Origin of the sequence: Arthrobacter sp. EpRS71 (assembly GCF_001512285.1) — a bacterium.
In the GTDB taxonomy this organism is placed as follows: domain Bacteria; phylum Actinomycetota; class Actinomycetes; order Actinomycetales; family Micrococcaceae; genus Arthrobacter.
Map to the genome: position 1 here is coordinate 350,121 of NZ_LNUV01000004.1, position 24,962 is coordinate 375,082.

General features: G+C 60.1%; 24 protein-coding genes. 16 read left to right on the top strand and 8 right to left on the bottom strand.

Annotated features, from left to right (window positions below; translation table 11 throughout):
• Positions 1-18: 18 nt before the first annotated feature.
• The 6 genes from AR689_RS09110 to AR689_RS09135 are packed head-to-tail and all read left to right on the top strand — an operon-like array spanning position 19 to position 5,095.
• Positions 19-1,026, top strand: coding sequence for an AAA family ATPase (locus AR689_RS09110; protein ID WP_062069326.1), 1,008 nt, complete (start codon positions 19-21; stop codon positions 1,024-1,026).
• A gap of 12 nt (positions 1,027-1,038) precedes the next feature.
• Positions 1,039-1,968, top strand: coding sequence for a DUF58 domain-containing protein (locus AR689_RS09115; protein ID WP_062069329.1), 930 nt, complete (start codon positions 1,039-1,041; stop codon positions 1,966-1,968).
• Positions 1,958-2,428, top strand: coding sequence for a hypothetical protein (locus AR689_RS09120; RefSeq protein WP_062069332.1), 471 nt, complete (start codon positions 1,958-1,960; stop codon positions 2,426-2,428). The genes AR689_RS09115 and AR689_RS09120 overlap by 11 nt, the downstream gene beginning before the upstream one ends.
• Positions 2,419-3,390 carry a vWA domain-containing protein gene (locus tag AR689_RS09125; RefSeq protein WP_062069335.1) on the top strand — a complete coding sequence of 324 codons (972 nt, stop codon included), beginning with the start codon at positions 2,419-2,421 and terminating at the stop codon, positions 3,388-3,390. The genes AR689_RS09120 and AR689_RS09125 overlap by 10 nt, the downstream gene beginning before the upstream one ends.
• Positions 3,372-4,388 carry a vWA domain-containing protein gene (locus AR689_RS09130; protein ID WP_062069337.1) on the top strand — a complete coding sequence of 339 codons (1,017 nt, stop codon included), beginning with the start codon at positions 3,372-3,374 and terminating at the stop codon, positions 4,386-4,388. Before AR689_RS09125 ends, AR689_RS09130 begins: the two co-directional genes overlap by 19 nt.
• Positions 4,385-5,095 (top strand): hypothetical protein, encoded by a 711-nt coding sequence (locus tag AR689_RS09135; RefSeq protein ID WP_062069340.1) that lies wholly within the window; start codon positions 4,385-4,387, stop codon positions 5,093-5,095. Before AR689_RS09130 ends, AR689_RS09135 begins: the two co-directional genes overlap by 4 nt.
• 17 nt (positions 5,096-5,112) lie before the next feature.
• Here AR689_RS09135 and AR689_RS09140 read toward each other — a convergent pair whose 3' ends face one another.
• Both AR689_RS09140 and AR689_RS09145 read right to left on the bottom strand, forming a co-directional pair.
• A complete protein-coding gene (locus AR689_RS09140) occupies positions 5,113-5,619 on the bottom strand; it encodes a DUF2004 domain-containing protein (protein ID WP_062069343.1) in 507 nt (168 codons plus the stop codon).
• Between the two features lie 50 nt (positions 5,620-5,669).
• The gene (locus AR689_RS09145; protein ID WP_062069345.1) at positions 5,670-6,635 is read right to left on the bottom strand and encodes a LysR family transcriptional regulator; all 966 of its coding nucleotides are present in this window, start codon (positions 6,633-6,635) and stop codon (positions 5,670-5,672) included.
• A 396-nt stretch (positions 6,636-7,031) separates the two neighbouring features.
• On the opposite strand from AR689_RS09145, the gene nrdH reads away from it, so the two are divergent.
• The 4 genes from nrdH to nrdF all read left to right on the top strand — a co-directional run bounded on the left by nrdH (position 7,032) and on the right by nrdF (position 11,552).
• Entirely contained in the window at positions 7,032-7,274 is a 243-nt protein-coding gene (nrdH, locus tag AR689_RS09150; RefSeq protein ID WP_011775022.1) for a glutaredoxin-like protein NrdH, read from the top strand.
• Between the two features lie 62 nt (positions 7,275-7,336).
• A complete protein-coding gene (nrdI, locus tag AR689_RS09155; protein ID WP_062069348.1) occupies positions 7,337-7,807 on the top strand; it encodes a class Ib ribonucleoside-diphosphate reductase assembly flavoprotein NrdI in 471 nt (156 codons plus the stop codon).
• A gap of 11 nt (positions 7,808-7,818) precedes the next feature.
• Positions 7,819-9,960: a class 1b ribonucleoside-diphosphate reductase subunit alpha gene (nrdE, locus tag AR689_RS09160; RefSeq protein WP_286158877.1), complete on the top strand. Its 2,142-nt coding sequence runs from the start codon at positions 7,819-7,821 to the stop codon at positions 9,958-9,960.
• Between the two features lie 617 nt (positions 9,961-10,577).
• The gene (gene nrdF, locus AR689_RS09165; RefSeq protein WP_062069351.1) at positions 10,578-11,552 is read left to right on the top strand and encodes a class 1b ribonucleoside-diphosphate reductase subunit beta; all 975 of its coding nucleotides are present in this window, start codon (positions 10,578-10,580) and stop codon (positions 11,550-11,552) included.
• Between the two features lie 160 nt (positions 11,553-11,712).
• On the opposite strand, the gene AR689_RS09170 is transcribed toward nrdF, so the two are convergent.
• On the bottom strand, positions 11,713-13,497 hold the full coding sequence (locus AR689_RS09170; protein WP_062069354.1) for an AIPR family protein: 1,785 nt from the start codon (positions 13,495-13,497) through the stop codon (positions 11,713-11,715).
• A 587-nt stretch (positions 13,498-14,084) separates the two neighbouring features.
• Positions 14,085-15,617 (bottom strand): HNH endonuclease, encoded by a 1,533-nt coding sequence (locus AR689_RS09175; RefSeq protein WP_082697864.1) that lies wholly within the window; start codon positions 15,615-15,617, stop codon positions 14,085-14,087.
• Positions 15,618-15,762: 145 nt separating this feature from the next.
• Between AR689_RS09175 and AR689_RS09180 the strand changes: the two genes are divergently transcribed.
• The gene (locus tag AR689_RS09180) at positions 15,763-16,755 is read left to right on the top strand and encodes a dienelactone hydrolase family protein (RefSeq protein WP_062069357.1); all 993 of its coding nucleotides are present in this window, start codon (positions 15,763-15,765) and stop codon (positions 16,753-16,755) included.
• Position 16,756: 1 nt separating this feature from the next.
• On the opposite strand, the gene AR689_RS09185 is transcribed toward AR689_RS09180, so the two are convergent.
• Positions 16,757-17,845, bottom strand: a complete 1,089-nt coding sequence (locus AR689_RS09185) for a PDDEXK nuclease domain-containing protein (RefSeq protein ID WP_062069360.1) — start codon at positions 17,843-17,845, stop codon at positions 16,757-16,759.
• A gap of 74 nt (positions 17,846-17,919) precedes the next feature.
• Between AR689_RS09185 and AR689_RS09190 the strand changes: the two genes are divergently transcribed.
• Together AR689_RS09190 and AR689_RS09195 are read left to right on the top strand one after the other, a co-directional pair.
• Complete coding sequence (locus tag AR689_RS09190) at positions 17,920-18,402, top strand: DNA alkylation repair protein (protein ID WP_062069363.1); 483 nt, start codon at positions 17,920-17,922, stop codon at positions 18,400-18,402.
• Positions 18,403-18,477: 75 nt separating this feature from the next.
• The gene (locus AR689_RS09195) at positions 18,478-19,983 is read left to right on the top strand and encodes an FAD-dependent oxidoreductase (protein WP_062069366.1); all 1,506 of its coding nucleotides are present in this window, start codon (positions 18,478-18,480) and stop codon (positions 19,981-19,983) included.
• On the opposite strand, the gene AR689_RS09200 is transcribed toward AR689_RS09195, so the two are convergent.
• Positions 19,980-20,942, bottom strand: coding sequence for a hypothetical protein (locus AR689_RS09200; RefSeq protein ID WP_062069368.1), 963 nt, complete (start codon positions 20,940-20,942; stop codon positions 19,980-19,982). The genes AR689_RS09195 and AR689_RS09200 overlap by 4 nt on opposite strands.
• An 80-nt stretch (positions 20,943-21,022) precedes the next feature.
• Between AR689_RS09200 and AR689_RS09205 the strand changes: the two genes are divergently transcribed.
• The 3 genes from AR689_RS09205 to AR689_RS09215 are packed head-to-tail and all read left to right on the top strand — an operon-like array spanning position 21,023 to position 23,095.
• The gene (locus AR689_RS09205) at positions 21,023-21,511 is read left to right on the top strand and encodes a DedA family protein (RefSeq protein ID WP_062069371.1); all 489 of its coding nucleotides are present in this window, start codon (positions 21,023-21,025) and stop codon (positions 21,509-21,511) included.
• Positions 21,512-21,542: 31 nt separating this feature from the next.
• Positions 21,543-22,346: a thioesterase family protein gene (locus AR689_RS09210; RefSeq protein WP_062069374.1), complete on the top strand. Its 804-nt coding sequence runs from the start codon at positions 21,543-21,545 to the stop codon at positions 22,344-22,346.
• A complete protein-coding gene (locus AR689_RS09215; protein WP_062069377.1) occupies positions 22,346-23,095 on the top strand; it encodes a lipoate--protein ligase family protein in 750 nt (249 codons plus the stop codon). Before AR689_RS09210 ends, AR689_RS09215 begins: the two co-directional genes overlap by 1 nt.
• 40 nt (positions 23,096-23,135) lie before the next feature.
• On the opposite strand, the gene AR689_RS09220 is transcribed toward AR689_RS09215, so the two are convergent.
• Both AR689_RS09220 and AR689_RS09225 read right to left on the bottom strand, forming a co-directional pair.
• Positions 23,136-23,774 (bottom strand): MBL fold metallo-hydrolase, encoded by a 639-nt coding sequence (locus tag AR689_RS09220; protein WP_062069380.1) that lies wholly within the window; start codon positions 23,772-23,774, stop codon positions 23,136-23,138.
• Entirely contained in the window at positions 23,771-24,856 is a 1,086-nt protein-coding gene (locus AR689_RS09225) for an S-(hydroxymethyl)mycothiol dehydrogenase (protein ID WP_062069383.1), read from the bottom strand. Before AR689_RS09225 ends, AR689_RS09220 begins: the two co-directional genes overlap by 4 nt.
• Positions 24,857-24,962: the final 106 nt, after the last annotated feature.

Genomic DNA, 24,962 nt, shown 5'->3' on the forward strand with positions numbered 1-24,962 from the left:
CCATCGAGGGGACCACGAGTGCAACAGATCACAGCCATGGCGGGAATTGATGCACCGGACATGGCCCGTGCCCAGCAACTCGTCGGCAGCATCGTCCGCAGCTTCGAAAACAAAGTGGTGGGTCAGGCCCGGCTGCGTGAGACGTTGGTCATCGGTCTGCTGACCGGCGGGCATGTCCTGCTGGAAAGTGTTCCCGGCCTGGCCAAGACCACAGCGGCCCAAGCGATCGCGGAGTCGGTGAGCGCAGAATTCCGCCGGATACAGTGCACACCGGACCTGCTGCCCAGCGACATCGCCGGAACACAGATTTTCGACGCCGCCAAGGGCACGTTCGTCACGCAGCTGGGACCCGTTCACGCCAACATTGTGCTGTTGGATGAGATCAACCGATCCAGTGCCAAGACGCAGAGTGCCATGCTCGAAGCGATGCAGGAGCGGCAGACGTCCATAGGGGGCGAGTCCTATCCTTTGCCGCAGCCCTTCTTGGTGCTTGCTACCCAAAACCCCATCGAGCAGGAAGGGACGTATCGTCTCCCCGAAGCCCAGATGGACCGGTTCATGCTCAAGGACGTCCTGGACTATCCGAGCCCTGCGGAGGAAGCGGAGGTTATCCGGCGGATTGACGCCGGCGTTTTCAGTACAGAGCCGAAGCCTCCGGCCGCGGCGTCCCTTGACGCTGTGGTTCAAGTCCAGGAATTGGTGCGGCGGGTCTATATTGATCCGGCAATCGTGCGGTACATCGTGGGGCTCGCCTACGTGACCCGTAACGCTTCACAGTATTTGGAGCCACGGCTGGCCAACGTTGTGGAGTTTGGGGCCAGCCCGCGGGCCAGCATCGCCTTCAGCCAGGCGGCCCGCGCCATGGCAGTGCTCAAGGGACGTGACCACGTCATTCCTGAGGACGTCAAGAACCTTGCACAGAGGATCCTGCGTCACCGGATCATTCTTGGATTCGATGCCGTAGTTGAGGGGATTTCCGTGGAGACCGTCATCGATGCCGTGTTGGCATCCGTGCAGACGCCGTAGCGGGGCAGGCGCGTGCCCAGCCTCCTCCGACGCGTCAAGTCGAAGATGTTCATCTTCGCCCACCGCAGGACACTGACCCTTCTCGACGGCGAGTATGGTTCGGTGTTCAAAGGCCGCAGCTTGGACTTCGATGAACTCCGGGCGTACGTCCCTGGCGACGAGGTCCGTGATATCGATTGGAAAGCCACCGCACGGCACGGATCGCCCCTGGTTAAGCGTTATGTGGCGGTTCGTCGACACACAGTCCTTCTCCTCGTGGACACCGGCAGGAACATGGCCGCACAAGCATTGTCCGGGGAACCCAAGAGAGACATCGCCGTGCAAGCTGCCGGCGTACTGGGTTATCTGGCGTCCCGGCATGGTGACGACGTAGGTCTCCTCCACGGGAACGCCACTGAGTCCACCTATGTCCCGCCCCGCAGTGGCGAAGAGCATCTGGAACGGCTGCTCCGAGCAGTGGATGCGAGCGCTTCCTTGGACGGTCCAGCCAGTGGCATTGCCGAGCAGCTGGACTATGTGTTGCGGTATCTGAAAGGGCGTCTACTCATCGTTGCCGTGGCGGATGAATTCCTGCCGGACGCCCGGACCGAGACACTCATGCGAAAGCTGCGCGGCCGGCACGAGGTGTTGTGGCTGACAGTCCGCGACGCGGAACTGGCTGCCGTGGCAGGGAACCGGATGCAGGAAAGCACTGATGTGGGCACAGGGCAAGGAATTCCCCTGTCCCTGGCTGTGGACGCCAAGGTGCGTTCCGCCTACGCTGCGGCAACCCTGGAACGCGAACAGCAGCGGCGGGACGTGTTCCACCGCCTGGGAATTGCCGAGGAGCAAACAACCGGCAGCGAAGAGGTCCTGACTTCAGTGTTCGCTCTGCTGGAAAAACACCGCTCCCGGGCCTTCACTGCCAGGACCTCTCCCAAGGGCGGCAACCGTGCAGGATGAAGCGGGCTTCTATTCGCCCCTGCACTATCAACCGCAATGGTTATGGCTCGGAATCTTGCTCGTGCTCCTCATCGGGTCCTGGTACGCCTGGATCCTCCTGTCCACCCGCAAGAAGGCTCCCGTCCGCCAAGACGCGCCGGTCCGCCACGTACCTAACCTGGACACGCTACGAGCCGCATGCCTGACGGCAATCGACGCCACAGCAGCCGACGCCGACGCCGGCCGCTTGCCACAGCGCGACGCCCACCAGAGACTCAGTTTCCTCGTGCGGGAGTTCGCCGGAGCGGCCACGGGCCTGCCCTTGACTTCCATGACCCTGGAAGACCTCCACCGCCACGACCTTAAACAACTGGCCACGGGAATAGCCGGCATCTACCCCAACGAATTCGCGCCCCAACCGGTCGATTCCGTCAGGCAGTCCGCAGAAGCCGCACGTCAGGTGGTGCGGGCATGGAACTGAGCTACTGGTGGATCCTTCCCTTGGCCGCAGCAGCGGTGACAGTCACCGCCTGGCTGTACCGCCGTCGTCGTACCCCAGAGACCCGACCCATTGCCCACGGTGAGCGGCTCACCAACCTCCCTGAATACCAGCACGCCCTCCGCCGGCACCGCACACGCTTGGCGCTCGCCGTGATGCTGGGCGCCGTGTTCCTCGCCGCCACCGCCACGGCAGCTGCAAGACCCATCCACCGGTCAACGGAGCAACCGGAAATCAGGAACAGGGACATTGTGCTCTGCCTGGACGTGTCCGGGTCCATGACCAGCACAGACGCCGCCATCGCAGCAGTATTCGAAGACCTGGCCAAGGAATTCGATGGCGAGAGAATCGGCATGGTCATCTTTGACAGCAGCAGCGTTCAACTCTTCCCGCTCACCGACGACTACCAGTACGCCGCCGAGCAACTCACCCAAGCCAAAGAAGCCTTGGACAGCGGCGCAGGGTCCTTCTTTGACGGCACGTGGTACGGGGAAGGGTCCTCTCTCATTGGCGACGGGCTGGCGACGTGCGTACAGAGCTTCCCCGGCACTGACGCAGGGGAGCGCTCGCGATCCGTGGTGCTGGCCACGGACAACTTCCTTTCCGGGGAACCCATCTTCACCCTCGAAGAAGCCTCGGCCCTGGCCGCCGAGAAGAAGGTGAAAGTGCACGCGCTCAACCCCGGCGACATGGACTACGGCGGGCAACCCAATCAGCCAGGGGCCCAGCTCAAGGCAGCAGCCCAACGAACCGGCGGCACCTACTTCACGCTTGATAGCCCGGACGCCGTTCAGGGCATCGTCCAGAAAGTGCAGGAGACCGAAGCCACCAGTTACCTTGCAGCGCCCCGGGTAGTGCTCGACGATGCTCCTGCATGGCCCCTGGGAATTGCTGTGCTGGCCGGTACGGGGATGATCCTGCTCGGATGGCGGTTGGAACCATGACCTTCGCACCCCTTGTTCCATGGCCTTTCCTGGCCATGGCCTGCGTGGCTTTGTTGGGCTTCACGACCTGGACCCTGGTGCGTCGCAAACGAAGCCGGCGGCAACAACCCTGGAAACCTGCAGCCCTGCGCAGTGCCGCCGTGCTCGTTCTGCTCCTTGCAGCACTGCGTCCCGGTTGGACCGGAGGCCAAGCCCAAACCGGCACCGCAGACCTGGACGTTTTCTTCGTGGTGGACACCAGCACCAGCATGGCCGCAGAAGACTACAAGGGCAGCAGCACCCGGCTTTCAGGAGTTCAACAGGACGTCATGGCCATCGCCAAGGAACTCGCCGGAGCCAAGTTCTCGCTCATCACCTTCGACAACAAAGCCACCGTACGCGTACCCCTCACACAGGACGCAACAGCGCTGCAAACAGCCATGGCCACCCTGCAACCCCAAAACAGCAGGTACGCCAAAGGAAGCAGCGTGACCGGCGCGGCGCAACTCCTGAAAGAAAGGCTCCAGACAGCCAAGCAGCAACACCCAGGACGCCCCGCACTGGTCTTTTACGCCGGCGACGGTGAGAACACCAGCACAGAAGCACCGTCGCCCATGGACGCCGGCAACGTGGCCGGGGGAGCGGTGCTCGGGTACGGAACCGGGCAGGGCGGCCGGATGAAGGAAACCTCCAACGCCGACGCCGGATACGTCAGGGACAGAACCTCCGACACCCCGCAGGACGCCCTCTCACGGATCGATGAAGATCAGTTGCGGACCATCGCAGACCAGCTCCACGTCCCCTACACCCACAGGTCAGGAACCGAGCCAACCTCGGACATGTTGAGCCAAGCCCGCCCCGGAGCCATCACCGCGATCACCCACAACGGCCCGGGCCGAGTGGAACTCTACTGGCTGCTCGCCATGGCCGCTTTCCTTCTGGCGATCAACGAACCTTTACGGCACTTGACCGCCCTCCAATCGCTTCGGCCTGCAGTGCGGAAGGAGCCCACCCCATGAACGACGACAACGCACGACGACGACGCCGACGACGGCTGGCGCTCTACTCAGCACCACCTGCGCTGCTGGCGCTCGCAGTTGCCGCGAAGCTCCTGAGCGTTGGTGTGCTGGGCGCCTCCGCCGCAGAGTCCTTTGACGCTGGAGAGCAGGAAGCAGTGGCCACTGCGGCGTCGTGGTTGCAGGTGGCGAACATGCTGGAGCCCCACAAGGGACTTCTCGCCTCCGGGGATGCCCATGTCCTGGCGGGCGACTTTGCCGCTGCGCGAAAACACTTTGAGTCTGCGTTGGAGGTGGGGGCCGGCATTGACGAGTGCAAAGTGCGTGTCAATCTTGTGTTGAGCATCGAGAAGCTGGGGGATGCGGCCGGGGATCCGGACGCTGCGGCCCGCTTGTTCACGGAAGCCAAAGCCGCAGCTGAGAAAGCACCGCCGCAATGCCATGCGGAGGGACCGGCAAATGCAGCGGGAGAGGGAGAGAGTCTCGACGCGGCCCAGGAACGTCTCAACGGCAAAATTTCCGCGGGTGAATCGCCAAGCAAGGATCCCTCCACGTCCGGGCAGGCCACGCAGCCGCCCCCGAACCAGGAGCAACTCCAGCAGCTTGAAGAAAGCGGGCGGCAAGCACAGCTTGAGCGTTCTGAGGGTCAGGAGCGGGGCGAGTACCTGCGGGGGCCGGACAAAGCCCCGGGGGTGGACCGTCCGTGGTGAGCTGTTAAACGAAGTAGTTAGGACTCCCAGAGAATCTCGTCGTCCACCACGCCGTCCTCGTCAGCTGCAGCCACCAACAGTTCGTCCGTGAAGTGTGAGCCGAGGGTGAAGTCCAGTACGAAGTACCGTTCCGGCTGGCCGGGATAGATGGCCACGTGGCCGAGTTTGAGTGCTTTGAGGAAGACGTCGTTGGTGAGCTGGCCTTTGTCGGTGACACCGAAGACGGATTCGAGCTGCTCTTCCTTGAGCTGCGAACAGTGAAAATGGAGGAATTGTTGGGGGTTGGTGCCGTCCTGATCCAGTTCGTCGGCGATCATTTCCCTGACTTGGTCCACGAGTTCAGGCAGGAAGCGCAACCTGTAGTCCACCTTGCGCATGGCCGCCTCATCGAAGTGGTCGTGCGCAGTGACATTGAGGTCCAACTCAAGCTGGTTGCCGCCAAGTTCGTGTCTCGCGACGAAGCAATGTTCACGCCCGTGGTTGAGCTCGATCTCCCCAAAATGTTTGCTCGCTACCTTGCCCATGTGATCAATCTAACCCCATCAACGGGCGGGTTCCAGCACTTCGCGCCAATTCACCTCGGGAGGTTGCGGCCCTTGACAGGAGCGGATTTCAGGGGGTGAAGGCCGCTCTTTCCCGACGTATCCCTGAGGGTGTCTGCAAGCAGCTGTGTGAACAACTGCACTTGGGCCGTCCGTTTTTCGTTGATCAGCAGGGCGAACACGTTCCGCGCCAGCCGGATGTCCGGGACGTCGAGAACCACGACGCCGGGTGGCCGGTTCCGCAGCGCCAATTCCGGTACCAGCGAGGCACCGAGACCGGCGGCGGTCATCTCCAAACTCGCATGGAAGTCGTCGCTGTAAGCCACAACTCGGGGGTGAAGGTTGCAGCTGGCGAAGAGGCGTTCTATCACCAGGGCATCGCTGGTGCCGGGGTGGTGGATGATCCACGGCATGTCGGACAGATGGGCGGCCTCGATCTCGGCGTCCTCCCGGATTTTCCAGGACGCAGGCAGCACCACCCGGAAGTCGTCGTCGCCAATCCACTGGCGTTCCAACGAATGCGGCCACGCCAGGCCGGACTGGCCAACCTGATAGACCAGCGCCACATCCAGTTCGCCGCCGCTTCGCAGGCCCTGAATGGTTTGGGCGGGTTCGGCTACGGACACTTTCAGCTCAATACCCAGGCCATTCCATCGTTCATTCCGGATAATGTCCGGCAGCACGTAGGTGGCCAGGCTGGGGAAAATACCCAGCCTCAGCTCCTGGGCGGGGGAGTCGTTGGTCCTTGAGGCTGCTGCCATGAGAGCCTCGACGTCGGTCAGCACCTTGGACGCGTGCCGGGTCATGGTCACCGCGGCCTCCGTTGGCACAACGCTGCGGGCTGACCGCTGGAAGAGCTCGACGCCGGTATCGCGTTCCAGCGCGGCCATCTGTTGGGAGACTGCCGAAGCTGTGTAGCCGAGTTGGGCGGCAGCGGCTGCGAAGGAACCCAGCCGGGTGACCTCCATCAAGGTGCGGAGATGGAGAAGGTTGACCATCAGCCGATTTTAGCTGTTCGCCACGCCACATTTTCAAAGTGTCACGACACGCCGTATCCCGGCGACACGCTGAAGATTAAATGTGGCTAAGTAGTCCACAGGGTGTGGATGACATCTCTCAATTTGCCGGAATCACGGACATTTTGAGGACCCTTGCCTGTGGACGAGCAGTGGATTGAATGACATACTTGTAATACATCATCTTGGGGTTCCAGTTCGGCGCTTGCACTACATGTAGTATCGATTTACGGATTGAGCGGGAAACCAGCGCAAGACAAAATCAGAGCGTGTTGGCTGTCACGGCAGCCCGCGGGCCGGTATCGGATTCAGTAATTAGTTCCGGTTGAGCCCGCCAGATACGAAGAGAATCAGACTTCAACTTAGGGGACAGGGATCATGACCGTAACGGTTTACACGAAGCCGGCCTGTGTTCAGTGCAACGCAACCTACCGCGCACTCGACAAGAAGGGCATTGCCTACCAGAGTGTGGACATCTCCCAGGACGCCGAGGCCCTTGAGCGCCTCAAGGCACTGGGCTACATGCAGGCACCGGTTGTCGTCACCGAGCAGGACCACTGGTCTGGTTTCCGCCCGGACAAAATCGAGGAACTGGCCCAGGCCGTTTCCTCCGTGGCCTAAGTTTCATTCAGACTTCGCCACCACAGCACTCTAAGAATTCCTATGTAGTAGAGGTGACTCCCATGGCACCGCTGGCAGCGGCACCCGTACGCGATGCTGCGGAAGCTGTGACCACGAGGAGTCACCTCATCTACTTTTCCTCGACCTCCGAGAACACCAAACGATTCGTCCAGAAGTTGGGCACGGATGCAGCACGCATCCCGCTCTATGCCCAGGATGCCCCGCTTCGAGCACTCGAACCCTTCGTCCTTGTACTGCCCACTTATGGCGGAACGAACGGCGAAGGTTCCGTGCCGAAGCAGGTCATCAGATTTCTCAACGATCCCAGGAACAGGGAACTGATCCGCGGTGTTATTGGAGCAGGAAACACTAATTTCGCGGACAACTACTGCGCGGCAGGGGACATCATCTCCGTCAAGTGCAACGTGCCGCATCTTTACAAATTTGAACTCATGGGAACGCCGGAAGACGTTCAGCGGGTCAACGAAGGGCTGGAAAAGTTTTGGACACAACTGTCGCAGAAACAGAAGTAACCGGGGGCGCTGTGGACACGGTTAAGAAGCCGCTGCCTGAGGCTTTCAAGGGGTTGGGTTATCACGAGCTCAACGCCATGCTGAACCTGTATGGCCCTAACGGCGAGATCCAGTTCGAAGCTGACCGTGAAGCTGCGCACCAGTACTTCCTGCAGCACGTGAACAACAACACGGTGTTCTTCCACGACCTGGAAGAGAAGCTCGATTACCTGGTGAAGAACCAGTACTACGAGCGCGAAACCCTTGACCAGTACACGATGAACTTCATCCGTGACCTCTTCAACCGCGCGTACAAGAAGAAATTCCGCTTCGAGACCTTCCTCGGCGCCTTCAAGTTCTATACGTCCTACACGCTGAAGACTTTTGACGGCAAGCGTTTCCTGGAGCGCTACGAAGACCGCGTCTGCATGGTTGCATTGCACCTGGCACGCGGCGACGAAGACCTGGCCAACCGCCTCGTTGACGAGATCATTGACGGCCGTTTCCAGCCGGCTACTCCCACGTTCCTCAACGCCGGCAAGGCACAGCGCGGCGAGCTCGTCTCCTGCTTCCTGCTCCGCATCGAAGACAACATGGAGTCGATCGCCCGCGCCATCAACTCCGCGCTCCAGCTCTCCAAGCGTGGCGGCGGTGTAGCGCTTTCACTCACCAACATCCGCGAGCACGGCGCACCGATCAAGCAGATCGAAAACCAGTCCTCCGGCGTCATCCCCGTGATGAAGCTCCTCGAAGACAGCTTCTCCTACGCCAACCAGCTCGGTGCCCGCCAGGGTGCAGGTGCGGTGTACCTGCACGCCCACCACCCGGACATCCACCGCTTCCTGGACACCAAGCGCGAGAACGCCGACGAGAAGATCCGCATCAAGACGCTCTCCTTGGGCGTTGTGGTTCCGGACATCACGTTCGAGCTCGCCAAGAAGAACGAGGACATGTACCTCTTCTCCCCGTATGACGTGGAGAAGGTCTACGGTGTTCCGTTCTCCGATATTTCGGTGACCGAGAAGTACTACGAGATGGTTGACGATTCCCGGATCAAGAAGACCAAGATCAGCGCCCGCGAGTTCTTCCAGACCCTCGCGGAGATCCAGTTCGAGTCCGGCTACCCGTACATCATGTTCGAGGACACCGTGAACCGGGCCAACCCGATTGACGGCAAGATCACCATGAGCAACCTGTGCTCGGAGATCCTGCAGGTTTCCTCACCGTCCATTTACGCCGAGGACCTCAGCTACGAGACCGTGGGTAAGGACATTTCCTGCAACCTCGGTTCCATGAACATCGCCAAGACCATGGACTCGCCGGACTTTGGCCGCTCCATCGAGACGTCCATCCGCGCCCTCAGCGCTGTGTCCGATATGTCGTACATCAACTCGGTGCCGTCCATCGCCCAGGGCAACGCCCAGAGCCACGCAATCGGCCTTGGCCAGATGAACCTCCACGGCTACCTTGCCCGCGAGCACGTCCACTACGGTTCCGAAGAGGGCCTGGACTTCACCAACATTTACTTCTACACGGTGCTGTTCCACGCTCTGCGCGCTTCCAACCGTCTTGCCATTGAGACCGGCCAGAAGTTCGGCGGCTTCGAGAAGTCCACCTACGCGTCCGGTGAATTCTTCGACAAGTACACCGAGCAGGAATGGGTTCCGGCTACGGAGCGCGTCAGCGAGCTCTTCGCCGGCCACCACATCCCTACCCAGGATGACTGGCGTGAGCTGAAGGCTTCCGTCATGGAGCACGGTATCTACAACCAGAACCTCCAGGCTGTACCGCCTACGGGTTCCATCAGCTACATCAACAACTCCACGTCCTCCATCCACCCGGTGGCCGCCAAAATCGAAATCCGCAAGGAAGGCAAGATCGGCCGCGTCTACTACCCGGCGCCGTACCTGACCAACGACAACCTGGAGTATTACCAGGATGCCTACGAAATCGGCTACGAGAAGATCATCGACACCTACGCCGCTGCCACGCAGCACGTGGACCAGGGCCTGTCCCTGACGCTGTTCTTCAAGGACACCGCCACCACGCGCGATATCAACAAGGCGCAGATCTACGCATGGCGCAAGGGCATCAAGACCCTCTACTACATCCGTCTCCGCCAGATGGCCCTTGAAGGGACCGAGGTTGAGGGCTGTGTTTCATGTGCGCTATGACGGTGGTGTTCCACTGCTGCGGAAGCTGCGTTAAGTAGGAGTTAAAAGTTTGAGGGGCTGTGCTCGAACACAGCCCCTCAAGAAAGTCCCGGATTCGAGACCGTTCCAATACCTAACTTGGACTGTCGAGTCTACAGGAGTTGTAGGTCGTCTGTCGACGGCCCTCCTTCCGGGCATAGCTTCGGAAGGAGGAGATGGTAATGGCTACAGTGCGACGCACGATTCGCCGGACCATCCGCATCACGGTTCGCCCGCTCTAGGGTCAACCATTCAATTCACGACTCGACAGGGAGGAGGTAATACAAATGGCTAAAGGTTCATACCGCAGCGCCAAAACTGGTCGCTATGTGACGCCGAAGTACGGCAAGTCACACCCGTCAACCACCGTCAAGGAATCAAAGTAGTCCACGCGGTTCCGTGGCGCCAAAAGCTATGAGTGGGTCCGCCTATGCGGCCCACTCATAGTTGTGTTTGTGCAGGTTTCTCCGTGAAACCCAGCCGTGTGAACACGCACACTTCTAAGAACTTTAAAACTACATACGAGGTCTGATGCGACTAGGATTGAGAGCTAGAAGCCGCTCTGCTCTGGCGCGCAAACCATCGGTGAAGGGAATCACATGACCGAGAAGGTCAAGCTGCTGACACATGTCGAGGCCATCAACTGGAACAAAATCCAGGACGATAAGGACGTGGAAGTCTGGAACCGACTGGTCAATAACTTCTGGCTTCCTGAGAAGGTGCCGCTATCCAACGACGTCCAGTCCTGGCACACCCTGACGCCGGCCGAGCAGCAACTCACGATGCGCGTGTTCACTGGACTCACACTCTTGGACACGATCCAGGGCACGGTCGGCGCCGTCTCGCTGATTCCCGATGCGATCACCCCGCACGAAGAAGCCGTGTACACCAACATCGCCTTCATGGAGTCTGTGCACGCCAAGTCCTACTCGTCCATCTTCTCTACCTTGTGCTCCACCAAAGAGATTGACGACGCCTTCCGCTGGTCGCTCGAAAACGAGAACCTGCAGAAGAAGGCGCAGATCGTCATGGATTACTACCAGGGCGACGATCCCCTGAAGCGCAAGGTTGCCTCCACCCTGCTGGAGAGCTTCCTGTTCTACTCGGGCTTCTACCTGCCGATGTACTGGTCCTCACGTGCCAAGCTCACGAACACGGCAGACCTCATCCGCCTCATTATCCGCGACGAGGCCGTCCACGGTTACTACATCGGCTACAAGTTCCAGAAGGGCTTGGAGAAGGTTTCCGAGGCCCGCAAGCAGGAAATCAAGGACTACACCTTCGAGCTACTCTTCGAGTTGTACGAAAACGAAGTCCAGTACACGCACGACCTCTATGACGGAGTAGGCCTGGCCGAGGACGTCAAGAAGTTCCTGCACTACAACGCCAACAAGGCCCTCATGAACCTGGGCTACGAGGCCATGTTCCCGGCATCCGTCACCGACGTGAACCCGGCCATCTTGTCGGCTCTGTCCCCGAACGCTGACGAGAACCACGACTTCTTCTCCGGCTCGGGCTCCTCCTACGTGATTGGCAAAGCTGTCAACACGGAGGATGAGGACTGGGAGTTCTAGACAACACGCGACATTCTCGGCGAAATGACAACGCTTATTGTTCCTTGGCCGAACGACCTGTCAGATATTCGGCCCCGCACCGTTGCGCGCGGGGCCGAATTAGATCGCGTCTTGTTCTTCTGAGTTCCCTATCTTTATGCGGACTTGAGTGAGTTATGCTCTATAAGCCGGTGATTGCGACGGCAGCAGTTGATGGCACTGCAGCCAGGCTTGATGCGTTCAGATGAGCAATGAAATCTCGCCCTTTAGCCACGGCTTCTCCTCGAAGACCGCTAGTGCCAATGTAATCAGTGAAGGCATCCAGAGCAGTCACCACTGCCAATTTCACATCCTCGTCTGTGGGCAGGTTGTCACGTTTGGCGATGGACTTTAGGGAGCTCACAGAACTGACGGTCCTCCCGGCCATCAAGATCGTCAGCGCAGTTAGTGTGTGGAAGCGAAGGTTGTTGCGGGTCGCTCTGTCTTGAATCTTAGACGCCAGTTCGCGGTCTACGGCGGCTTGGCTCTCAACTACCCAGAGATAAACTTCAAGAGGAACCCCAGGATCAAAAATGCTTCGGTAGACGTCGTCTTTTTTGATTACACTTCCGGGCCGAGCCCTTGCGTCATCAGGTCGGTTGAGGCCAGCGGCCATAAGCGATTGTGCTAGCGAGAGAATGCCAACGATACGACTGACTTTCTTACCAGCATTTTTATAAAAATTCTTGCGTCGATCGTAGTACCACTCAGCGCTTAGAAGGAACTGTTCGATATCTCGCTGGATAGTTTCCGTGGCATACAATGAGGCGTCTGTGACAGCCGTCTGGCGATTTGTTGCCCGAATTACCTGGTCTCTGCGGTCCTCGTCGTCTGTCATCAGAATCCGGATCAAGATCTTATGGTCAAAGGCAGGATGACCTTTAGGCAAATCCTTCAGAGTCTCAAAAATAGTGTTGGATGTCTGGAGGCCATTAACAACTTGGGGGTCTACTACTGAGACTGTTTTATCTACTAAATTCACTCTAGTTGCGACTATGGTGACCCCATTATTCTTCCACCAAAAGGGCGCGCTCTCCTGGTCCACTAGTGACTCACGTATTTCCTTATTAACGGCAACTTCCCCCTGGTAGTCCCGGACATTCCACTCGAAAATCCGGCTGAGGAGTTTCGGTTCTGCATCCGTTCCGTCACTTCCAGTTGGCTCTTCAGATTCTGTGAGGAAGTCGAAGTAGTCCCGCAATGATGCCAAAACGACGAGGCCATTGCCGCTCTTCGAAGCCTCATCTACCTTCAATTCGAACGCAGTTTTTGGTCGCTCCCGGTATAGTTCCAGCACTTCGGTCGCTCCTAAGAGGGACACTTTTCCTGTGGCCCCAGATACGACTGAGGCAAAGTCATTTTCGAGGATCCTCGCCTTATTTGAAATTTGGGCGTAAACGTTGTCCGTAGAACCAAGGGTTGTAAACTTGAACTCAATGCCTACGCTTGGAATCTGAGCGGCAAGGTTACGGAGCAAGCGGCGGAAAATGTCGATTTGTTCAACGACGTCATCATTGAAGTGCTGCGCCAAGTCATCTGCTGACTTTGAAAGGTCTAGAAACGCTCTACATGACGAGACAACCTTATCAATAGCAACTTCTTCAAATCCCTTTTTTTGTTTGGCTTGGATGAGCACCAGTGTGATTTTTGGTTGATCAAAGCTCCGCGCATTCTTCCTGTCCAGCGCGCGATGGTCGATTCCAACAAGTTCCTTATCTAAGAACGTGTAAACAGCATCAAGTCCTCCGTCATTTCCACCACCTATTATTCCCTGAATAACATCATGGATACTTAGGTCCCAATGCTTCATAACAAGTTCGGAGCAGAAGATTTCAAATGCCTCACCCTTGCCCTCGTCTGGGTAATTATCCTCGTGCCAAGCAGCAAAAATATCTCCAACTAAGACTAAATCGTTCGCGTATGCCAAGAATTTCCCCTTTTGATTATTTGAACTGCAAGATCGAAGTGAGTTGATTGCAATGAATGCATCCACCACGGACGATTGTGAACAATTTGACGGCATTGCCACAATTGGAGTCAACGCATGCCTGCTGCGCTGTTCTGTCCACAGCAAGTTCATTCGCCGCGGTTGTAAAGTGCTTTACGCAGGAAGTCCTCCTCCGTGATCGCCTATGAACAGACTACTGGCACTAACTGTTCATGCTTCGCAAGACACCTAAATCTGCGGTTTGCTGACTACTTTGAGTTCGTAAATTGGGGACTTAAAGCAAGTTGTTCGTGTAACCGAGTACGCCAATCTCGAAGCGAATGCAACGCTGATCAGGCGAAGGCAATGAGGGAACGCTCTCTAGGGGATTGCCATGGGGGCTCCGCGTTGGCGTGGTCAGAGCAAGCACGAAACGAAAAAAGGGGCTGTGTACGCGGCGGCATAGCTTGTACCTCATCCAAGCGGATTTATTCAAGGAATTGCGCTGCTAGAGTCCCGGTTCCGTGTGGCAGAAGCTGAGTAGGCAGCCGCCATCCCAGTTTTTGACCGAGTGAGCAGGAGCGCAGTTACAGCGACGCATCCGATAGTGACGGGTCCGATGTTAGGGCCGACTCCGATAAATGTGGTTGTTCGTGTCCGGGTAGGGGTGGGGCTTTGGCTTGGTAGGTGTGGCCTGTGGGGGTGGTGATTTCCAGGGTGTGCACGCCATGCGTACCCCCATGCAGGGATGCCGTGGTCCAGCCGGGGTGTTCTTTGGTGTGGTTGCAGGCTTCGCATAGTCCTGCGCCGTTGGTGAGGTTCGTTTTTCCGCCGGACTGCCAGGAAACCACATGGTCGATGTGCCGGATGGGCGCGTCGCAGTACGGGGTGCGACAGGTGTCGTCACGGGTTTCGATCAATCGCCTGAGCCGGCCGGTAAAGAGCCGGGCCTTGGAGTCCGTGGCAAGGAGTTCACCAGTGCCCGGCGCTGTATAGAGCCGACGAAGCCACACGGCGAGCCCCGGATCCGGGGCTTCCTGCACTTCCTGTCCTGCCTTGCTCGGCTCCTGTGCTGTCTGTACGTGACTGGGCTTAGCTGGCCCTGAGCGGGAAGTTGCCCGTCCGGTGTTTGCCTGTTCGGAGTTCGCTGGCGGCCTTGAGTTTGCGGCTTGCCCCAACCCCAGGAGCTTCCTTCCCCATTCGGCCGGGACGATTCCGTAGCCCTTCAGCCGTGCCGGTTCGCTGTCTCCCTGAAACAGGGTCCGGTCGGTCATCACAAGGTCCAGGTTGATCCCCGAAAACCCGCCTGGGGTCCCGGTGATGCGTTCGACGAGGGTGTCGGCCATGACCTGACCGCGCGTCGGGACAGCACCCGGACCGGAAACATCACCTGAACCGGAAGCACCACCCGAACCGGTGCCGCCGATGGAACGGGCCACATCAGCGGCCCGGGTCAACGCCGCATAAACAGCCACACCCTGAGCCACCGGCAACAACGCCGTCAAATACGTCATGGTGTCCGGCGCCGGACGCAGACTCACCGTCCGCTCAGAAGCCGCACGGGCCGCACGACCGGCCACCGAGCGCGGATCCCGACGATACGCAGCAGCCTTCACCGCAGCAACAATCGCCCTATCGCCCTTCCCCTCAAACGTCCCGGCATCAGCAGCCAACTCCTCATCCACCGCAGCTCGATCCTCCACGGACAAGCAGGCGGTTTCCTTCACCAACAACGTGGCACGACATTCATTCAAGAGCCCGGACTGCAACGCAGCCAACGTGTGAGGCATCTCCACAACAAGCGCCTTCGCCAAGCCAAGCAACCTGGACCCACGATTCGGGGACTCCCGCCGAGCCAACGCCACCTGAGCCCCCACCCCCTGACCACGCTCGGACACAGGAACACCAGCCTCAGCCTGCTCAGCGCGCTGGGCAAGATCAAAAGCCACAGCAACCCGCGCCTGCAAAGCCGTGATAGCCGACTTCATCTCCTCCAACACCCGCAACTGCTCCATCAGATCCGCGCTAACGCTGCCGGACTGAGACAAGCCTCGGGAGATGGCAGGAAGATGCGCAGCGGACACCGCTGCCTTCGCTTGCCTTTCCCGGATCTGCTTCATGTCATAACTCTGGCAGGGGGCACTGACATTATTAGAGACTTCGCTCTCTCCCGGGGAGGTACGGCAGATCTCCTTCTGAACCATCCCGCCCTTGTCCGCGTCTTTGCATCAGGGGAGGATATTCCACATCGTCGGGAGGTTCGCCATGGTGCAGCTTGAGAAGTTTGAAAAGTACTTGATCGAGGAGTTCTATGATGACTACCGGTCGGGGGAGATGTCGCACAAGACCTTCACCAGGCGGGTGGCGTTCATGATGGGCAGCATGACGGCGGCTGCGGCGGCCATGACGTTGGTGGGCTGTACGCCGCAAGAGGTTCCCCGAACCACGGACCCGATGCCCACGCCGTCGCCCACGTCGTCCGCGGCCACGCAGGGAACTGCGGCGTCACCTGGGAACGCCACAACTGCAGTTCCCAATGCGAAGAGCCCGTTGTCTGTTCCGGAGGGTGCTGCCGGACTGGTAACTGCTACGGCGACGTTCACATCGGGCGGGACTGAGATCAGCGGCTACCTTGCCCGGCCGGAGGGAACTCAGAAGGGACCCGCGGTCCTGATCTGCCATGAGAACAGAGGCCTCACACCACACATCCAGGACGTTGCCCGGCGCTTCGCCAAGGAAGGCTACGCGGCGTTGGCACTGGACCTCCTCAGCAGGGAGGGCGGCACGTCGAACATGGACCCTGATTCCGTCCCAGGTGCACTTACTCAGGCAGGCGCACAGCGACACGTCAACGACTTCAAAGCTGCTTTCGAGTTCCTCAACGGTCAGGACTTCGTCGAAGAGGGCCGCATCGCCATGGTTGGCTTCTGCTTCGGAGGCGGCATCACGTGGCAGGCATCCACTGACATCCCCGCCCTCAAAGCGACGTCGGCTTTCTATGGTCCCGCGCCGGATCTGGCCAAGGTGCCCACCATCAAGCCGGCCGTGTTCGGTGTCTATGCCGAGAAGGACGCGCGCATCACCGGAGTGATGCCCCAACTCCAGCAGGCCTTGGACGGGACACCGGTCAAGCATGAGCTCAAGGTCTACCCGGGCGTGGACCACGCCTTCCACAATGACACCGGCGAACGCTACGTCGAGGCGCAGGCCACAGCAGCATGGAATGACACCCTGGCATGGTTCAAGGACAACGTCTGACTTACCCCTGCAGCCGCGCAGCTTCGGATGCCAACTCCGCTTCCAAAGTCTGGATACTCGGAAGGCTGGCCACCAGTTCATCCGGCAGGGAATCCGCGAGGGAGGTTCGCCACTCAGCGATGCCCACGGGAGCGTTGAATCCACGCAGGGCATATTCGGCCACCACGCTGTTCTTCTCTTTGCACAGCAGCAAACCGATGGTTGGCTTGTCCTCCGGATGCGCCATGAGGTCATCCACGGCCGCCATGTACATACCCAGCTGACCAAGGAATCCAGGTTCGAACTTCACGGCCTTGAGTTCGATCACCATGTAGCAGCGCAGTTTCAGGTGGTAGAACAGCAGGTCTGCGAAGAACTCGTCGCCAGCAATCTCCAACCGGACCTGCTCGCCAACAAACGCAAAACCCTGCCCCAACTCCAGTAAGAACTTCTCCACATGTTTCACCAATTGCAGCTCCAGGTCCCGTTCGGTGTGGCGCTCACTCATGGCCAGGAAATCAAAGACGTAGGGATCTTTGGTGGCTTGCTGAGCCATGTCCGAGTCCGCAAGCATCATGGTGGACTTGAAGTTGGTGATCGCCTGTCCTGAGCGCTCGTGCAAGCGGGTTGCGATTTGGTGTGTGAGCACGTTGCGGGACCATCCGTGCTGGCCGGCCGCCGCCGCGTACCAAAGCCGCGTGGCGGCGTCGTCGAGCTTCTCCAGCAAGGCGATCTGGTGGTACCAGGGCAATGTTGCAAGCGGTGCTTGCAACATTGGAAAGTCCGGCCATGCCTGCGCGAAGCTCTTCATATACCGCAGGTTTCTGGGGGAGAAGCCCTTCGCTTCGGGGAAACGGGACCGGATGTCCGCAGACAACCGTGTGACCACTTTGGCGCCCCAGCCTTGTTCGGATTCGCGCTCGGCAAGTTGCCGACCAATGCTCCAGTACGAATTCAAAAGCTCAGCGTTGGCGGCTGCCTGCGCTCGTGTCCTGCCTCCACGGATTTCCTGCGCAACAGTATGGAGCAGGGCGGGGTACCAGTCGGGCATGGATGAAGCAGCCGGGACCCCCGGAAACGAGGCGTCGGTCGCGAGCTCTTGGGACGGCATGTGTCTCCTGTCGATTGCTGTTGGCATCAAACTGTTGGCAACAAACTATGGGGAGGCACTGACAAAATAGTGGGGTGAGTGATGCCGGTGAATTCGTGGACTACACGCTGCAGATGGAGTCCACGTGGGAGAGAGCTGAAGAGCTCAGTGAGCGTCTGGGTGGCCGCCTGAAGGTCTACGGCGCGTCCGTGGGTGCCATAAGGGGAACCGTGAGGGATACGCTCAAGCGGTATAAGAACCTCAGCCACGACGACATCACGGCACTGAGTTCGGAACTGTGGGAAGAGCCGGTCTTTGAGCGTCGCCTCGCAGCTGTGGTTCTGTTGCAGACCAAGGTGCGCATCCTGGTCAACACGGACCTGACCCGCATCGAGGGGTTCATCAGGAGCGCCGGCACCAGGGAATTGGTGGACCCGCTGGCCAAGGATGTGGTGGGACCCCTGCTGGCCCGGCTTGAGGGTTTGGCGAGGGAAAGGGCCGAGCGGGTTTTGGAGCGTTGGGCGAGTGATCCGGACCCTGAACTGCAACACGCCGCGGCCCTCGCCGTGGCACCCTAAGCCCTTGATAAGCACCAGCGAGGCGCCTAGCGTTTCCCTCAACACATGCCAGTGGATTGGGAGGCGGGTTGTTTGATGAAATCGCTGTGGTTGGACCGCGAATCCCCGTTCACCTCTGATGCGCTTCCCGACGAAAAGCACTATGACACGATTGTGGTTGGCGCGGGCATCACAGGAATGGTGACAGCGCTGCTGTTGTCCCGGTCCGGCCAGCGTGTGGTGGTTTTCGAAGCCCGCACGGTGGGGGCTGTGAGTACCGGTAACACCACAGGCAAGCTCAGCCTCCTGCAGGGAGGTGTGCTCTCCGCGCTGCGCAGCCAGTACTCCTTGAAGGTGGTCAAGGCGTATGTTGAGGCGAACAAGAGCGGGCAGGCGTGGCTCATGCAATATCTGGAGCAGCAAGGCGTTCCGTTCCAGCGCCGGACTGCGGTCACCTTCGCAACCTCCGACGACGGCGGGCAGCGGCTCCGCAAAGAAGCTGCGGTTTCGCGGGACGCCGGTCTCGACGTCCATTTCAGCCGTGACGCGGGGTTGCCGTTCCGCGTGGTGGAGGCGTTGGAATTGGAGGGCCAAGCGCAGATCCATCCGATGGAAGTGCTGGACACTCTCGCCAGGGACATCCGGGCGCATGGCGGGATCATTGTTGAGGGTGTCCACGTGCAGAATGTGGGCTCGGAACACCCCATGGAAGTCTCCACGTCCACGGGCGCCTTCACCGCGGATACCGTGGTGCTGGCCACCGGATCACCCATTCTGGACCGCGGGCTGTACTTCACCAAGCTCGAGCCTCACCGCTCCTACGCAGCAGCTCTCCGCCCGCGCGTCGGTTCGGACGTCCCGCAGAGCATGTACCTTTCCATCGATTCCCCCACACGCTCCCAGCGGACCCACCCCACTGCGGAGGGAGACTTGCTCCTGGTGGGTGGCTACGGGCACACCGCTGGCCGGGCGGCGTCACCGAAACACCATCTGGACGAACTGCTCGGGTGGGCCAAACAGCACTATCCCGGAGCAGAGGTCACCCACACCTGGTCTGCCCAGGACTACCAAGCCACCAACTTGATGCCCTTCTTTGGCAAGTTGCCCAGGGGACATGGCAGGATCCTGTTCGGTACTGGCTATAACAAGTGGGGGATGAGCAACGGTGTCGCGGTCGCGCTGTCCATTACATCGGACATCCTGGGCGGCCAGTCAGACTGGGCAACCACCATCCATCACAGGGTCACCTCACCGCAAGGCGCCCTCCAAGCTATCCGGCTCAACGCCGGCACGGCCAAACGAATGATTGAGGACAGGGCAAAAGTCAGGAGCAACCCTGAAATCACGGAGGACACCCATCCCGCGGAGGGGACCGGCGTCGTCGGGCTTTACAAGGGTGAACCGGCGGCGGTGTCCACCGTGGAAGGCAAGGTCTGTATGGTTTCCGCCAGTTGCTCCCACTTGGGCGGCCTGCTGAGCTGGAACGATGCCGAGAAATCCTGGGACTGCCCCCTGCATGGTTCGCGCTTCACTCCAGAGGGCAAGTATCTTGAAGGCCCGGCGACGCATCACCTGCAGATACCGGGACGTGGGAAGGACTAACTCAGCCGATCCACGCGCCGTTGGGCCTGCTGAGCGGTGCGTCGTTGCTGTGCGGCGGCACGTACTGCGAGCTTCTTTCCGGATTCGGCAGCATCGGCATCCCGGGTGAGGCCAATCAGCTCCGCCTCCAGCGTTGCCAACCGGTTCCGGGCCTCATCAATAGCGGACTTCAGGGTTGTTCGACGATCAGCCAACTCGTTGACGAGGTCCCACGCTTCGGACGCTGCTTCCTCGGCACTTTGAGCGAGTTTATCGGCCGCCTCAAAGTCGCTGCGGGCCTCCTCCAATGCCGCCTGCTGCTTGGCGGCCCGGCGCTCGGCCAGGGATGTTGCCTCCTCTTTCGGTTCCTTCTTCTGAGTACCGGATGCTTCTTTGGCAGGCGGCGATGCCTTCCTTGGCGGTTTGATCCCACTCTGTCCGGGAGCCTTCTCTTCAGAGTCGGCGATGTCATCCGGCCCGGATGCTGCTACGGCATCCGTAAGGTCAACGGACTCAAACCCGCTGCCACTCAACCCACGTACCAACCGGCCGGTCACCACTGCTGCTGCGGCACCGGCGTCAGCCATCGCCGCCCTCATGGTCTGTTCGACATCCGCTACTGCGGCCGCACTCATTGGTGCGCCCAGCCCGCTTGCCAAGTCCTTGGCGGCGGCAACGGCCGATGTCAGTTGCCCCTGGCGCTGCTGCCCGAGTTCGCGAAAGGCCGCGGCGTCGGCTTCCTCCTGGGCGGTTCGCAGAGAATTGCCAAAACGCACGACGCCGTCAATCACCTCGGGCTTGTGGACGGCCAGCATGTTGATGGCCCAGGCGCCGGCGGTTGGCTTGGGGAAACGGCCAATCTCCCGTGCCAGGTCCTTATCGCCGCGGTCCTTGGCCTGACGTGCCAATGCGGTGCGCTCAGCCGTGAAGTCCCGGGGCATCACGGCGTAGAGCTCTTGGGCGGCATCGCGGAGATCCATGGATTCATCCTAGGGTTTTACCGGGCCGGCATCGGGGACCGAGTCCTTATTCTCCGAATCCTTAGGGTAGCCTAAGTCGAGTGGATCAGATCATGAGTTTGCCCTTCGGTGTCGCTCTTGTGGCGCTCTTCGCCATTGTCATGATCCGCGTTAACGCCACCTACTGGATTGGGCGGGGCGCCGTAGCCGGTTTTTCGCACACCCGCTTCGGCAATTCCCTCCAGGGACCCAAAGCAGCCCGCGCCCAAGCCCTGATTCAGCGATGGGGCCCGTACGCCGTCGTACTTTCTTTTCTAACTATTGGCCTCCAGACTGCCATCAACCTCGCAGCCGGCGCTGCCCGCATGCCGCTCCGACGCTATCTTCCCGCCGCTGTAGCAGGTTCTGTCATCTGGGCACTGCTGTACGCGACGATTGGTCTTGCTGCTTTGGAAGCGTGGTTGGCGGTAGCGGCAGCGTCACCTGTTGGAGCTGCGGTGGGTGTGGCGGCCTTGGCGGCAGGCGTCGTCTGGGTTGTCGTGTTTCGTCGGCGTCGGGCGAGCGTCAAATCAGCGGATACAGTGGTCTGAGTTCTACAGTTGGATCGGCGAAAGGCCTGGGTTGACTACTGCATTACCGGAACTGGCGGACGGCGACTTCTACTACGAATCTCTGGGCGAGGGCCGCTACCGGTCCACCATTCACGCCCAGGGTGCGTGGAATCCTCACGAGCAACACATGGCTCCCGCCTCGGGCATCATCGCCGATGCCTTGCTCCGTCATGAACCACGCGAAGACGTCCGCCTGGCGCGGATCAGTTACGAGATTCTCGGGCTTATTCCTGGTGGTGAATTCCACGTCACCAGTTCCACCCTGAGGCCGGGGAGGACCATTGAGCTTATCCAGGCAGAGCTTTCGGCAGGAGGCCGAGTGGCCATCCGTGCCACCGCCTGGCGAATGATCACCAGTGACACCAGCGCCGTGGCCGCGGTTGAAGACGATTCGATGCCGGCCCCCGATGAATGTAAGCCGTGGGATGGGGCAAGCGTCTGGCCCGGGGGTTACATCCGGTCCTTGGAGATGCGCATTGGCGAGGGACACCGTCCGGGATCGGGCAAGGTGTGGATCCGGACGTCCCATCCGCTCACAGATCAAAATGACAGTACTGAGCTGGCCCGTTTGATGGGTTTGGTTGACACGGCCAATGGGATCGCGGCCCGTGTTCCGCCTGGAGAAAACAGCTATATCTTCCCGAACGTGGACCTGCAGATCCATATGTACAGGGCGCCGGCTGGTGAATGGTTGGGCTTGGACAACAAAGTGTCCTTTGGTGCCGATGGCATCGGCCTGACCTCCACCGTTCTCCATGACCTCAACGGACCCTTTGGTCGCGCCGAGCAGATCCTGACCTTGAGGAAAAGCTAATGGGCGTCCCGGAACCAGGTTCCCGCCAGCTAACGGCCTACCGCCAAAACGAATCCATGGGCGCGGCGGCAGACCTCGATTTTGCCTTGGAGCTGCTTCAGCGTGCCCGTCACGGCAAGCTTGGCCCGTCTCTTCGCCTGTACCGGCCGCAGCCTACCGTCGCTTTCGGTCAGCGCGATGCGAACCTGCCTGGTTTTCAGGCTGCGGAGGAGGCTTGCCGGAAGCTCGGCTTCGAGCCCCTCATTCGGAAAGCCGGGGGCCGCGCTGCTGCATACCATCAAGGGACCTTGGTGATCGACCACATCGAACCTCATCCTGATGCGATCGTTCGTGCCAAGGCCCGCTTTTCGGAGTTTGGTGAGCTGCTGGCCGGTGCGCTCCGCAGTGTGGGTGTTCATGCCGCCGTCGGTGAGATTCCTGGGGAGTATTGTCCTGGGGAGTTCAGCGTTCATGGCGAGGACCCTGATTTCCCTGCGCACCGCATCAAGCTCATTGGCACTGCCCAGCGGGTCGTTTCCGGAGGCTGGCTTTTCAGTTCCGTGATTGTGGTGGAAGATTCCAAACCCATCCGCGAGGTCCTGGCAGCGAGTTACTCGGCGCTCGGCTTGGACTGGGATCCTGCCACGGCCGGGGCAGCCAATGACCTGCTACCGCATCTGGATGTTCAGACTGTTGAGGACGCCGTGATTGAGGCTTACCGCGGGTACGCGGACGTCGTCGACGGCGACTTCCGCAGTCTGGTGGGGTAAGGGGCAAACCCCACCAGACTGCAGAGGTACCTCGGGTGCGTCAGTGCCCGCGGGCGATCCATTCATCCAGGTGCGGCTTTTCAGCGCCGATGGTGGTGGAATCACCGTGCCCTGTGAGGACCACGGTTTCCTCCGGCAAGGCGAGCAGCTTGGTCCGGATGGACTCGATGATGGTGGGGAAATCGCTGTAGGAGCGTCCCGTCGCGCCGGGTCCGCCTTGGAAAAGCGTGTCTCCGCTGAAGAGTGTTTCATTGCCGGCCAGGTGGAATGACACGGACCCGGGCGAGTGGCCGGGAGTGTGGATCGCTTTCAACGTTGCGCCGGCAACAGTGAACTCGTCGCCGTCCACGATCGCCACATCCGGTTCGACGTCGGGGAACACTGCCTTCCACAACATCCAGTCTTCCTGGTGCAGGTGGATGGGCGCTGTGACGAGGTCCCGGAACGCGCCCGCGGAACTGATGTGGTCATCATGGCCGTGCGTCAGCAAGATGGCTTTGACGGTTCGGCCACCCACGGCCTGGCGAATTGCTTCGGGGTTGTGGGCGGGGTCGATGACGATGCATTCTGAGTCGTCGCCGATGATCCAGACGTTGTTGTCCACGTCCCAGGTTCCGCCGTCGAGGGAGAACGTCCCGGAGGTGACGACGCGATCTATGGTGACGTTGCCGGCGCTCACAGCTCAACCACCGATCGGAGGACAGCGCCATCGTGCATCTTGTCGAACGCTTCTTCCACCTGGTTGATGGTGATGCGCTCGGTGACAAAGGCGTCCAGGTCCAGCTTGCCCTGTTTGTACAGGTCCACCAGCATGGGGAAGTCCCGGGAGGGCAGGCAGTCGCCGTACCAGGATGACTTGAGTGATCCGCCGCGGCCGAAAACATCCAGCAGCGGCAGTTCCAAGGTCATCTCCGGCGTGGGGACACCAACCAGGACAACGGTGCCTGCGAGGTCGCGGGCGTAGAACGCCTGCTTATAGGTTTCGGGACGTCCGACGGCGTCAATCACCACGTCTGCGCCGAAGCCACCTGTCAGAGCCCTGATTTCTTCAATGGGGTCGTTTGCGGATGAATCCACGGTGTGTGTTGCGCCGAGTTCCTTGGCGCGCTCGAGCTTCTTGGCGTCGATGTCCACGGCGATGATGGTGGTGGCGCCTGCGAGCGCGGCGCCGGCGATGGCTGCTACGCCCACTCCGCCGCAGCCGATCACGGCTACGGAGTCGCCTCGCTTGACGTTGCCGGTGTTGAGCGCTGCGCCCAGCCCTGCCATGACGCCGCAGCCGAGGAGCCCCACCGCGGCGGCATCGGCGTCGGGGTCTACCTTGGTGCATTGCCCGGCGGCGACCAGGGTCTTTTCGATGAAGGCGCCGATGCCGAGGGCCGGTGAGAGTTCCGTGCCGTCTTCGAGTGTCATCTTTTGGGTGGCGTTGTGGGTGTTGAAGCAGTACTGGGCCTGGCCGCGGTTGCAGGCCCGGCAGTTGCCGCAGACTGCGCGCCAGTTGAGGACCACGCGGTCGCCCGGGGCTACGTCGGTGACATCTGGGCCGACTGCGCTGACGACCCCGGTGGCTTCATGGCCAAGCAGGAAGGGGAAATCGTCGCTGATGCCGCCGAGTTTGTAGTGGAGGTCGGTGTGGCAGACGCCGCTGGTGAGAATGTCCACCAAGGCTTCGCCGGGGCCGGGTTCGGGAACCAGAATGGTTTCTAGTGTTGCGGGCGCGCCTTTGGAGCGGACGACGACACCTTTGACTGCGTGGACCATGGAGATGTTCCCTTCGGGCTAACGGGGGAGCGGGTCCTGCTTTAAAGCAAAAGGGGCCCGCTACGGATTCCCATTCTGTCTATCACAGGTGGCAGACAGAGTGGGA